Raw genomic sequence first — 12,137 nt, forward strand, 5'->3', positions numbered from 1 at the left:
GCTGCTGGGGCGGGCACGGCGGGTGGCCGGCGGCCTGCCCCGAACACCCACGACCGGACGGGACGTCCCGCATGAAAGCCACGATCCGACGCGGCGGCATCAGCGCCGCCGCCGGCCTGGGGCTCTGTCTTGCCCTGCTGCCGGCCGGGCAGACCCAGGCCCGTGCCCAGGTCTTCGTTCCCTGCGGCGACATCGCCGCCCTGAAAGCCGCCGTCACCAACGCCAACGCGGGAGGCGGGCCCGTCCTGCTGGCGTCCGGCTGCACCTACACCCTGACCGCTCCCGACACCCCGGCGAACGCGGACGACGCCCTGCCCGAGATCACCGGCAACGTCCAGATCAGCTCCGCCGGCGGCGCCACCCTCCGCCGGAACTCCGCCCAGGTCTTCCGCATCCTCAACGTGGTGCCGGGCGGCAGCCTCACCCTGAACCGGATCACCGTGCGCGGCGGCGATGCCGCCCAGGGCGGAGGCATCCGCAACGCGGGCCGGCTCGCCCTGTACCGGTCGGTGGTCCGCGACAACACCGGGAGCGGCATTTACAACTCCGGCACGCTCGGCCTCCGCAACTCCGTCCTCCTGGGCAACAAGGCATCCTCGGGCGGCGGCCTGGCCAACGTGGCGGGCTACGCGACCGTCAACTCCTCCCGGATCCACGGGAACTCCGCGACCTCCGACGGCGGCGGCATCGTCAACGCCGCCACCCTGCGGGTCCGCGGCAGCACGGTCTACGCCAACCGCGCCGTCCGCGGCGGCGGCCTCTTCAACCGGGCCGGCACGGCCACCCTCGCGCGCAGCAAGGTCCTCGGAAACACGGCCACCGCCCCGGCCGGCGGGGGAGGCGTCCACGAGGCGGGCGGCGCGGTGACCGCCCTGACGAGCTCGGTCATCGGGAACGTGCCTGACAACTGCGCGCCGCTGGGCAGCGTCCCCGGCTGCGTCGGCTGACCGGCCACCGGCCCGCCCCGTCCGGCCGCCCCCGGACCGCGGCACCCGCCCCACCCGATCCGGGGCGGGTGCCGCGCGGTTCCGCCCCGGGCCCGGGCACGTCGCCGCCCCGGGCCCGGGCGCTGAAGCCGGGGCGCCGGGGCGGCGCGGCGGGCCCGTTCAGGCGTAGACCTTCTCGACGAACTCGGCGAGCATCTCGTCGCTGATGTTCCGGGCCAGATCGTGCTCGGTGACGATGCCCACCAGCCGGTGACCGGCGCCCGTGTCGATCACGGGGATCCGCTTGATCTGGTGCTGCTCCATCGCGTCCAGCGCCTCGCTGATGGACGCGTCCACATCGATCCAGAACAGTTCCCCGGCGAGCTCCCCGGCACGGACCTGGTTCAGGTCCTTCCCCTCGGCACAGCACTTGATCACGATGTCACGGTCCGTGATCATGCCCTTCAGCCGGTCGTCCTCCCCGCAGATGGGGAGGCTGCCGACGCCGAGATCACGCATCATGCGCGAGGCGTCGGTCATGTTCTGGCTCTCACCGATGCACTGGGCCCCCTCCGTCATGACGTCGCGGACCGTCAGATTCTGCTTCGCTGCCATATCGGAGCTTCCTCTCTGCTTCCAGGCGTATCCGGATCTCTACGGGTCTCCCGTTCGGCCCCGTTCCATGCGAAACCCTCCCCATCGATCACAACACGGATGGCCGCAACGCACCTCCCGAGCGGACGCGCCCGCGACGGGGCCCGCCCCTCCGCCCCGGAATCGGCCCACTCGGCTCCGTACCGTGGTCCCGCGCCCACGCGCCGTACATCCCCGGTGCCGTCAGGTGTCGCAGTCCAGAACGCTCCGGCAGAGCCCGCAGCGCACCCGCACCGGCCCCCGGACGGGCACCCGGAGCCGCTGGCAGCAGACCGGGCAGGGAAAAACCACCCGTAGCGGCGGACCGGCATCGAACGCGTACGGGGCGTCCGGCAGCGGGGGAGGCGGCGCCGCCCCTGGCTCCGAGGCGGCGCGGCGGGCCCGGCCGTACCGCAGCCGCGCGAAGCGGCTCGCGCCCGCCAGCGGCGGCTGCCGCTCGTCGGCCCGGGCCCGCTCCATCCCCTCGGTGTACGCGGTGTACGCCTGCGGGCTGGTGAACCACGGCGAGGGGTCCTCCCCGAAGACCAGCGCCCGCTTGGCGAGAACGTAGCCGTACTCCTCCGGCGTCAGATAGCCCAGCTTCTGCGAGGTCAGCGCGTCCTGCCGGAAGGCGTCCAGCAGCAGCCAGCCCACCCCCAGGTACGCCGCCGCCGTGTCGGTGAGGATCTCGTTGGCGGCCGTGCCGGGAAAGGACAGCCCCGCCCGGTGCAGGAACACATGGGTGATCTCGTGCGCCAGGGCCGCGCCGATGTCCCGCCGGTGCCGGTCGAACCGCGTGTGGAGCTCCACGTCGTACTCGGGACCGGCCGCCAGCTCCACGTTCGCCGCGTCCGCCATCTCCCGGAAGGTGACCGCCACCCGGGCCTCCGGCAGCCCCAGATGGCGCACCATCACCCGCGCGACCCGCTCCACACCCGCGCGCAGGTCCTCCTCCCCGGAGAACCCCGCCTCCACGGGCAGCACACTGGCCGTGAACGACCGCACCGCCCCCGGCGGCAGCGCCCGGTACAGCGCGGTGAGCGCCGACCGTACCGTCTCCAGATGCGGATAACCGCGCTCGACCTCGCTCCCGGGCATCACGCCCCCACCCTACGGCGAGGCACCGTCCGGACCGCCCCGACCGGGTCTTTCCGCACCCTGGACGCCCCCGGCGGCCGGCCGCCCCTGTTACCGGGACTTTCGCAGAGAGCCTGGCTTTCACACCGGGGATGGACGCATCTCATGGCTGCTCTGACGTGTACTTCAGAGCGGACGTTTCTGCTGCTCGATGTACTGGCGGATGATCGCCAACGGTGCTCCGCCGCAGGACGCGGCGAAGTAGGAGGGCGACCACAGGTGTCCGTGCATGATGGCGTGATTGATCCGGCCGGTGAACTCTTGCCGGATCCGGCGGGCAGAGACGCCCTTGAGGCTATTGACCAGCTTGGAGACGGCGACCTTGGGCGGGTAGTGCACCAGGAGGTGGACGTGATCGCGTTCGCCGTTGAACTCCTTCAGCTCCGCTTCGAAGTCCTCGCACACCTTGCGCATGACCTCCTCGCAGCGCGTCAGCATCTCGTCGTTGAACACTCCCCGCCGGTACTTTGTCACAAAGACCAAGTGAACGTGCATTGCCGAAACAACATGCCTGCCACGCCTGTAATCGGTCTGCCTCTGCATGAGACCAACTGTAGTAGCATCCAGGGTGTGCAGCTCCGCTACAACTACTGGGCCTACCCGGACGCCGCACAGCGCCGTGCGCTGGCCCGTGCGTTCGGGTGTGCCCGCGTGGTGTGGAACGACTGCCTGCGCGACCGCGAGGAAGCGCACGCGGCGGGGCTGCCGTACGTGACGTCGGCCGAGCTGTCCCGCCGTCGCATCACCCGGGCCAAACGCACCGCCGAGCGCGCCTGGCTCGCCGAGGTGTCGGCGGTCGTCCTGCAGCAGTCCCTGCGGGACCTGGACACCGCCTACAAGAACTTCTTCGACAGCCTCAAGGGCAAGCGGCAGGGCCGCAAGGTGGGGCCGCCCCGGTACAAGTCGAAGAAGGACACCCGGCAGTCGATCCGCCTGAACACCAACGCCTTCTCCCTGCACAACGACGGCACGGTGTACGTGGCCAAGGTCGGCAACCTCAAGGTCAAGTGGTCGCGCCGGCTTCCGGCCGCACCCACGTCTCTGACCGTCACCAAGGACAGCTGCGGCCGGTGCTTCCTCAGCTTCGTCGTGGACACCGAGCCGGACATCCTCCCCGAGACGGAAGCAGAGTCCGGTATCGACCTCGGCCTGTCCGCCTTCGCCGTCCTGTCCGACGGCAGGAAGATCGACAGTCCCCGCTTCCTGCGCGGGCGGAGAAGAAGCTCAGGCGTCTTCAGCGGGAGCTGTCCCGCAAGGCCAGGGGATCGAAGAACCGGGCCAAGGCCCGCATCAAAGTCGCACGCCAGCACGCCAGGGTGGCCGACCGGCGCCGGGACTTCCACCACAAGGCATCCACACAGATCATTCGCGACAACCAAGCGGTGTATGTGGAAGACCTCGCGGTGTCCGGTCTCGGCGCACCCGGCTCGCCAAGTCGGTGCACGACGCGGGATGGTCCGCGTTCGCGGCATGCTGGAGTACAAGGCGGTCAAACACGGCCGCACCTTCGCCAGGGTGGACCGCGCCTTCCCCTCCTCCCAGGTCTGCTCGGCCTGCGGGTTCAGGGACGGCCCCAAACCCCTCCACGTCCGAAAGTGGACGTGCAGGGCGTGTGGCACCGTCCACGACCGCGACCACAACGCAGCACGCAACGTCCTTCGCGAAGGACGCCGCCTCCTCGCCGCCGGACGGGCGGAGACACCAAACGCCTGTGGAGCGCCGGTAAGACGGGCACCCGTGCCCGCACAGCGCGGTGAAGCAGGAAGCCCCCGGAAGGGTCTGACGACCCAGGCCGGAATCCCTGGACTTCAGGCCAGGAGGCACGTCAAGGTGACGCACTGTTCCGCCACGAGTGACCGGAGAGCTCCGCGATGACGAACCAGCCCCCGAACACCGCCACCGACGCCGACCCGTCCGTCCGGGCGGAACTGGAGCGGCTGCGGGAGAGCATCGACAACATCGACGCCGCCGTCGTCCACATGCTCGCCGAGCGCTTCAAGTGCACCCAGCAGGTCGGCCGGCTCAAGGCCGAGCACCGCCTCCCCCCGGCCGACCCGGCCCGCGAGGCCCTCCAGATCACCCGGCTGCGGCAGCTCGCCGAAAGCGCACGGCTCGACCCCGCCTTCGCGGAGAAGCTCCTCAACTTCATCATCGCCGAGGTGATCCGCCACCACGAAACCATCGCCCGCTCCTGACCCAACCGCGCAGACAGCGGAAGACCGGGCAGGCTTCGCCCCGTGCCCATTCACTGGCAGACGGCGGAGAGCCGGGGTGGGACAGGAGGGGACGGGACCGTAGGAGGGGGGTCCTCCACGCTGCCGTGTATGTGTGGCCGCGGCCTCGTTCATCGATCTCGGCACGGGTGCAGACGGCCGTAAATAGACGGTGGAGGACCCCCCTCCGGAGGGCCCGGCCCCACCCGCACCCGGCCGTACCTCGAACCGGCCCCGCCCGTACCCCGGCCCGACCCGGCCCCGCCCGTACCCCGGCCCGGCCCCGCCCGCACCACCGCCCCCTTTGGCAGCATGGCGCCATGCCCGCACTGACACGCGACGAAGCGCGAACCCGAGCCCGCCTCCTCGGCGTCCACCGCTACACCGTCGACCTCGATCTCACCCGCGGCGACGACGTGTTCGGCTCCACCACCGTCATCCGCTTCACCGCCGCCACCGCGGGAGACACCTTCGCCGACGTCGAACCCGCCCGGCTGCGCCGCGTCCTCCTCGACGGGCACGACCTCGACCCGGCGCTCCTCCGGGACAACCGGCTGCCGCTCACCGGCCTCACCGCGGGCGAGCACGAACTCCGCGTCGAGGCCGACATGCGCTACACCCGCACCGGCGAGGGCATGCACCGTTTCACCGACCCCGCCGACGGCGAGACCTACGTCTACACCCAGGGCTTCCTCCACGACTGCCGTCGCGTCTTCGCCGCCTTCGACCAGCCCGACCTCAAAGCCCTGTTCGACGTCTCCGTCACCGCGCCCGCCGGCTGGACCGTCCTCTCCAACGCCGTCACCACACCCGAGGACCCCGCGCCGACAGCCGCCGAGGACCCCACCCCGGCACCCGCCGGGGAACCCACCCCGGCACCCGCCGAAAACCCCGCCCCGGACCCCGGCTCGGCGCCCGCCCCCGCGCCCGCCCCCGCGTCCGTCCGATGGCGAGCCGCCCCCACCCCGCCCCTCAGCACCTACCTCCTCGCCGTAGCCGCCGGCCCCTGGCACTCCGTCCGCACCGAACACGCCGGGCTCCCCTTCGGCCTGCACGTCCGCCGCTCCCTCGGGCCCCACCTCGACCGGGACGCCGTGGAGATCCTCGACGTCACCCGCCGCTGCTTCGACCGCTACCACGAGATCTTCGAGGAGCCGTACCCCTTCGACTCCTACGATCAGGCGTTCGTCCCCGAGTTCAACTACGGGGCCATGGAGAACCCCGGCCTGGTCACCTTCCGCGACGAGCACATCCACCGCTCCGCCGTCACCGACACCGAGCGGCAGACCCGCGCCATGGTCATCGCCCACGAGATGGCCCACATGTGGTTCGGGGACCTCGTCACCCTCCAGTGGTGGGACGACATCTGGCTCAACGAGTCCTTCGCCGAGTACATGGGTTTCCAGACCCTCACCGAGGCCACCCGCTACCGCGACACCTGGACCGACTACGCCGCGGGCCACAAGACCTGGGGCTACGACGCCGACCAGCGGCCCACCACCCACCCCGTCGCCCCGGCCCCCGAGGACGTCCCGGACACCGCCTCCGCACTGCTGAACTTCGACGGCATCTCCTACGCCAAGGGTGCCTCCGCACTCCGCCAACTCGTCGCCCGGCTCGGGGAGAAGGACTTCCTCGCCGGCATCAACGACCACTTCGCCCGGCACCGGTTCGGCAACGCCACCCTCGCCGACTTCCTCGACTCCCTCGCCCGCGCCTCCACCGAGGACGTGCACGGCTGGGCCGACCGCTGGCTCCGCACCACCGGCGTCGACACCCTCACCGCCGAGGTCACCACGGAGACCGCTGAGAACGGCACCGCCGCCCCCGCGGAACCGGCCTGGCGGCTCACCCTGCGCCACACCGGCACCCGCCCCCACCGCGTCACCGTCACCACCTACGACCACGAGCACGACCACGAGCACGACCACGACCACGACTCCGACAGGCCCCCCGCCGCGCCCCCCGGCGCCACCCGCACCACCCCCCGCCGGCCGCCTCACCCTCCGCGACCGCTTCACCGCCGACGTCCCCGCCGACGGCGACGCCCCCGCCCGCACCCTCCCCGGCCCCCGCCCCCCCGCTCGTCCTCCTCAACGGGGACGACCTCGACTACGCCAAGATCCGCCTCGACCCCCGCTCCTGGGACACCGCCCTCGGCGCCCTCTCCGGACTCCCCGACCCGATCACCCGCGCCGTCGTGTGGAACACCGCCCGCGACATGGTCCGCGACGGCGAACTCGCCCCCGGCGGCTACCTCCGCGCCGTCCGAGCCCACCTCCCGCACGAGACCGACCTCGCCATCGTGCAGGGCGTCCTCGGCTTCGCCCGCCAGCAGATCGCCGACCGGCACCTGCCCCCGCCGGACCGCCCCGAGGCCCTCGCCGGCCTCACCGCCGTCTGCCGCGACCTGCTCGACCGCACCGCCGGCGGCGGCAACCCCGGCCTCCGGCTCGCCGCCGCACGCGGCTGCCTCGACAACCTCACCGACCCCGGCGAACTCCGCGCCTGGCTCACCGCCGGCACCGTTCCCGGCGGGCCCGCCCTCGACCCCGAACTCCGCTGGCGGCTGCTGCTGCGCCTCACCGTCCTCGGCGCCGCCGGACCCGCCGACATCGACACCGCACTCGCCGACGACCCGGGCGCCACCGGCCGGGAGGGCGCCGCCCGCTGCCGCGCGGCACTCCCCGACCCGGCCGCCAAGGAAACGGCCTGGAACGCCCTGTTCGACTCCGACGAGCTGTCCAACCGGTTCGTCAAGGCCACCGCCGAGGGCTTCTGGCAGCCCGAGCAGCGCGACCTCCTCACCGGCTACGTGCGCCGCTACCACCCCGCGGCCGTCGCGGCCGCCGCCCGCCGCGGACCCGCCATCGCCACGATCCTCGGCCGCGAGGGCTACCCCGCCCACGCCGTCGACGAGGAGACCCTCCGCCTCGGCCGGGAATGCCTGCGCCGCGACGAGCCCGTCCCGGCCCTCCGCCGGAAACTCGAGGACCAACTCGACGACCTGGCCCGCATCCTGCGCGCCCGCGCGACCCACACCACCGGCCACACCACCGGCCACACCACCGGAACCGGCTGACCCGACCCCGGCCGCCCGCCGGGGCCCGCGACCCGCGACCCGCGACCCGCGATCCGGCCGGGCGGCCCACGGCCCGGCCGGGCCCGGCCCCGTACCCCCGGCCCCGCCGCAGCCCGCCGCTACGGCACCCGCACCACCAGCAGCGCGATGTCGTCCGCCGACTCCTCCGGCGCCACCTCCACCAGCAGCCGGTCGCAGAACTCGCCCAGCGGCCGCCCCACCAGCCCCGCCGCCCGCTGCCGCAACCGCTCCAGACCCGTGTCCAGCGACTGCCCCGGAGCCTCCACCAGCCCGTCCGTGTACAGCACGAAGGTGGTGTCCGGCGCCAGCGTCACCGCCGAGTCCACCCGCGGCGGACTCGCCTCCGTGCCCAGCAGCATGCCGTGCCCCTCCCACAGGAAACGGGCCTCCCCGTCCGGCTCGATCACCAGCGGCGGCGGATGCCCGGCGTTGGACCACCGCACCACCCACGGCTCACCGCCCCCGCCCTCCAGCCGGCACAGCACCAGAGTCGCCATCGGCACATCACTGATGTGCACCAGCGCACTGTCCAGCCGGTCGATGATCAGACTCGGCACCTCCCGCTGGTCCCAGACGAACGCGCGCAGCATGTTCCGCACCTGCGACATGCTCGCCGCCGCCTGCAGGTCGTGCCCGATCACATCCCCGATCACCAGCGTCGTCGCCCCGTCCGGCATGACGAACGCGTCGTACCAGTCACCGCCCACCTGCGAGCCCTGCGGCGCCGGCAGATAGCGGGCCGCCATCTCCAGCCCCTCCACCCGGGGCAGCGGCGTCAGCAGATGGAGCTGCATCGTCTCCGACACCCGCCGCTGCCGGTCGTACAGCTGCGCGTTGTCCACCGCCAGACCGGCCCGCCGCGCGATGTCGTCGATCAGCTCCAGATCCTCCCGGTCGAACGGCTGCTCCTGATCCGCCCGGCCCAGCGTCAACGCCCCCAGCACACCCCGGCCGCCGCGCAGCGGGGCCATCACCGCCGAGTGGATACCGGTGAACCGGAACAGATCCCCCTGCACCCGCTGAATGGCCGAATCCGGCACACCGGCATACTCCTCCGGGCCCGCGATCAGCGACGAAGCACCCCGCAGCACCCGCTGCAGCGGCGAGCGCGAGTCCCACGACAGACCATCCGGCAGCGCCCCCTCCAGCTCCGTGACGTTCACATGCCGGCCGTTCTCGTGGTGCACCACCGCGACCCGCAGCACCGCATCCTGCTCACCCAGCAGATCGACCACCGCCCAGTCCGCCAGCCGGGGCGCCACCAGCCGCACCAGCCGCCGCAGCGCCTCCCGCACATCCAGCGTCGAGGTCAGGACCGTCGTCACCTCCGACACCAGCGACAGCCGCTCCGCGCGCTTGCGCAGCGCCGCCAGGTGGGCGTCCCGGCGCCGCGCCTCCTCCTCCTGCGCGGAGAGGTCGAAGAACGTCACCACCGCGCCGGCCTGCTCACCCCCCACCAGATACGGGGCCAGCAGCCACCCCACCCGCAGCAGCGAACCGTCACCGCGCCGGAACCAGGCACCCTGCGTCCTCGTCGGCAGACCCTCCGCCATCGCCGCCAGCAGCGGACACCGGGAACGCGGCTGCTGACTGCCGTCCGCCTCCCGGTGCAGCAGTTCGTGCGCGTCCGCACCGATGAACCGCTCCGGCGGCATCCGGACGATCTCCGCACCCCGCGGATTCACCACCAGGATGCGCCCGCCGGAATCCATCACCCAGACCCCGGCGTCCAGCCCGTAGAACATCGCGTGCAGCAGTTCCTCGCCCGGCAGCGGACGGTACTCGGCGTCGCCGGACGGATACCCGGGATCAGTCATCAACGGGCACTCCTGCGGAACGGGGAGACGGGGTCGGTACGGCTGCGGCCGCGGCCACAGCCGGGAGGACCGGCACCTCGGGGCCGGGACGGGGGAACGGACGGGACAGGGCGGGACGCACCGCAGAGGTACCCAGCCCCGCCCGTTTCACGCCCGGACGGCACCACCGGCGCCGCCGCCCGCCGGACCACCGGCCCGGAACGCCCCCGTACGCCCTATACCACCACCGCCCGGGCCCCGCACCCCGGCGCCGCGGCGCCCCGCACCCCCGTCATCCCACCGCACCCCCCGGACACGCGACCCGTCGCGCCCGCCGGCACCCCCGCACCCCGGTCCCGTCAACACGACACCCGCCTCATCACCCTTGTGCCGAAACGCCGCGCACTCCGTAATCACAACTCAACACACTGCGATTTTATGGGAGTTGGCCCGTTCTGCTCGGTCCTGCGATGAACCCGGTACGACCGGGAAGCGTGTAGAGGAGTATGAGGCACACCCCGCCCGAGACCGGGGCACCCCACTGGTTCGTGTGCCTCCATACCTCGACCAAAGGGCTCCTTCATGTCGCTCGGCGCCTCCCGCCCCCCGCACCGCACCGGCCCCGCCACACCCCCACCGGCCGGCCACCACGCCACGCCGCGGAACGACGCCCCCGCACCCCCGAACGCCCCCGCGTCCGCGAACACCACCCCCGCACCCCCGGACACCGCCCCCACACCGCCACCGGCCGGACTCGCCGGCGGCACCCACGGCCCCACCACCCTCGAACCCCTCCTCCACACCGTCCTCGACGCCCTCCGCACCGGCAGCCACGCCCGCAGCGGCCCCCTCCCCGCCGGCGGCCCCAAAATCGTCACCGACCGGCTCCGCACCACCCTCGACCCCGCCCTCCCCGAACACGGCACCGGCCCACACGAAGCCCTCCGCACCCTCGTCCACGCCCTCGCCGAAGGCGCCGCCGACCCCGCCGACCCCCACTGCGCGGCCCACCTCCACTGCCCCCCGCTCGCCGTCGCCGTGGCCGCCGACCTCGCCGCCACCGCCCTCAACCCCTCCATGGACTCCTGGGACCAGGCCCCCGCCGCCACCGCCCTCGAAACCGGCATCACCCGCACCCTCGCCGCCCTCGTCCACCCCCGCAGCCCCCAACCCGACGCCCTCGTCACCAGCGGCGGCACCGAATCCAACCTCGTCGCCCTCCTCCTCGCCCGCGAACGCGCCCGCGCCGCCGGCGCCCGCACCGTCCAGGTCGTCTGCGGAACCAACGCCCACCACAGCATCCACCGCGCCGCGTGGCTCCTCGGCCTCCCCACCCCCGTCACCGTCGCCTGCCACGCCGGCCGCGTCATCCCCGCGGCCCTCGACCGCGCACTCGCCACCACCGCGGGACCCGCCCTCGTCATCGCCACCGCCGGCACCACCGACGAAGGACTCATCGACCCCCTGCCCCAACTCGCCCGCATCGCCACCACCTACGGCGCCGAACTCCACATCGACGCCGCCTACGGAGGCCCCCTCCTCTTCAGCGACACCCTCCGCCACCGCCTCGACGGCATCGACAACGCCATCAGCGTCACCCTCGACCTGCACAAACTCGGCTGGCAGCCCGTCGCCGCCGGACTCCTCGCCGTCCGCGACACCACCGAACTCGAACCCCTCACCCACCGGACCGACTACCTCAACGCCGACGACGACACCGAAGCCGGCCTCCCCGACCTCCTCGGCCGCTCCATCCGCACCACCCGCCGCCCCGACGCCTTCAAAATCGCCGTCACCCTCCGCGCCCTCGGCCGCACCGGCCTCGCCCACCTCGTCGAACACTGCGTCACCTCAGCCGAACAACTCGCCGCCATCACCGACCGCCACCCCGCACTCCGCCGCCGCCCCGGCCCCATCGGCATCAGCACCGTCCTCCTCCGCCCCACCGCTGCCGACGAACTCGCCGCAACCGAGGGCGAAGAAGCCGGAGACGCACACGTCGCCGACGTCCGCCGCCGCCTCCTCACCGCCGGACGCGCCGTCATCGGCCGCGCCCGCGCCCAGGACACCGACGGCCGCGTCCGGCTCTGGCTCAAAGCCACCCTGCTCCACCCCGACACCCGCACCACCGACCTGGAGGCCCTCGCCGACACCATCGCCCACACCACCCCCTGACCCACCTGCCCCGCCCCCCACACACACAGCGGCAGCCACCGACTTCTCACCGGTGCGACGTCCCCGACGCCACACCCGGACCACCCCCCACACTGACCAGGCCCGACCGCACCACCCACCGCGGACCACCGGCCCCACCCGGGCACCGGCGGCC

Annotated in this window: 7 protein-coding genes and 2 pseudogenes; 5 read left to right on the forward strand and 4 right to left on the reverse strand. The window is 73.0% G+C overall.

All coding sequences use genetic code 11. The annotated features are described in order from the left end of the window. Nucleotides 1–71: 71 nt before the first annotated feature. Complete coding sequence (locus tag SXIN_RS24485) at nt 72–947, forward strand: hypothetical protein (protein WP_019709518.1); 876 nt, start codon at nt 72–74, stop codon at nt 945–947. 159 nt (nt 948–1,106) lie between these two features. Here SXIN_RS24485 and SXIN_RS24490 read toward each other — a convergent pair whose 3' ends face one another. The 3 genes from SXIN_RS24490 to tnpA all read right to left on the reverse strand — a co-directional run bounded on the left by SXIN_RS24490 (nt 1,107) and on the right by tnpA (nt 3,239). Then, nucleotides 1,107–1,541 (reverse strand): CBS domain-containing protein, encoded by a 435-nt coding sequence (locus SXIN_RS24490; RefSeq protein ID WP_019706582.1) that lies wholly within the window; start codon nt 1,539–1,541, stop codon nt 1,107–1,109. A 222-nt stretch (nt 1,542–1,763) separates the two neighbouring features. Continuing rightward, nucleotides 1,764–2,657, reverse strand: coding sequence for a tautomerase family protein (locus SXIN_RS24495; RefSeq protein WP_095757539.1), 894 nt, complete (start codon nt 2,655–2,657; stop codon nt 1,764–1,766). 165 nt (nt 2,658–2,822) lie between these two features. Further along, nucleotides 2,823–3,239: an IS200/IS605 family transposase gene (tnpA, locus tag SXIN_RS24500; RefSeq protein ID WP_095757540.1), complete on the reverse strand. Its 417-nt coding sequence runs from the start codon at nt 3,237–3,239 to the stop codon at nt 2,823–2,825. A gap of 27 nt (nt 3,240–3,266) precedes the next feature. Between tnpA and SXIN_RS24505 the strand changes: the two are divergent. The 3 genes and pseudogenes from SXIN_RS24505 (at nt 3,267) to pepN (ending at nt 7,991) form a co-directional block, all read left to right on the forward strand. Next, nucleotides 3,267–4,571, forward strand: a pseudogene (locus tag SXIN_RS24505) (RNA-guided endonuclease InsQ/TnpB family protein). Next, entirely contained in the window at nt 4,568–4,891 is a 324-nt protein-coding gene (locus tag SXIN_RS24510; RefSeq protein ID WP_019709522.1) for a chorismate mutase, read from the forward strand. The pseudogene SXIN_RS24505 and the gene SXIN_RS24510 overlap by 4 nt, the downstream one beginning before the upstream one ends. Before the next feature lie 338 nt (nt 4,892–5,229). Then, nucleotides 5,230–7,991, forward strand: a pseudogene (gene pepN / locus SXIN_RS32490) (aminopeptidase N). Between the two features lie 119 nt (nt 7,992–8,110). On the opposite strand, the gene SXIN_RS24530 reads toward pepN, so the two are convergent. Beyond that, nucleotides 8,111–9,829: a SpoIIE family protein phosphatase gene (locus SXIN_RS24530; protein ID WP_019709524.1), complete on the reverse strand. Its 1,719-nt coding sequence runs from the start codon at nt 9,827–9,829 to the stop codon at nt 8,111–8,113. Between the two features lie 561 nt (nt 9,830–10,390). On the opposite strand from SXIN_RS24530, the gene SXIN_RS24535 reads away from it, so the two are divergent. Further along, nucleotides 10,391–11,983 carry a pyridoxal phosphate-dependent decarboxylase family protein gene (locus tag SXIN_RS24535; protein WP_019709525.1) on the forward strand — a complete coding sequence of 531 codons (1,593 nt, stop codon included), beginning with the start codon at nt 10,391–10,393 and terminating at the stop codon, nt 11,981–11,983. Nucleotides 11,984–12,137: the final 154 nt, after the last annotated feature.

The sequence above is a fragment of the Streptomyces xinghaiensis S187 genome, assembly GCF_000220705.2.
GTDB classification, from domain to species: Bacteria; Actinomycetota; Actinomycetes; order Streptomycetales; family Streptomycetaceae; genus Streptomyces; species Streptomyces xinghaiensis.

Coding starts and splice junctions, on each gene's coding strand:
- SXIN_RS24485 (WP_019709518.1), top strand. CDS start 72: ATGAAAGCCACGATCCGACGCGGCGGCATCAGCGCCGCCGCCGGCCTG.
- SXIN_RS24490 (WP_019706582.1), bottom strand. CDS start 1,541: ATGGCAGCGAAGCAGAATCTGACGGTCCGCGACGTCATGACGGAGGGG.
- SXIN_RS24495 (WP_095757539.1), bottom strand. CDS start 2,657: ATGCCCGGGAGCGAGGTCGAGCGCGGTTATCCGCATCTGGAGACGGTA.
- tnpA (WP_095757540.1), bottom strand. CDS start 3,239: ATGCAGAGGCAGACCGATTACAGGCGTGGCAGGCATGTTGTTTCGGCA.
- SXIN_RS24510 (WP_019709522.1), top strand. CDS start 4,568: ATGACGAACCAGCCCCCGAACACCGCCACCGACGCCGACCCGTCCGTC.
- SXIN_RS24530 (WP_019709524.1), bottom strand. CDS start 9,829: ATGACTGATCCCGGGTATCCGTCCGGCGACGCCGAGTACCGTCCGCTG.
- SXIN_RS24535 (WP_019709525.1), top strand. CDS start 10,391: ATGTCGCTCGGCGCCTCCCGCCCCCCGCACCGCACCGGCCCCGCCACA.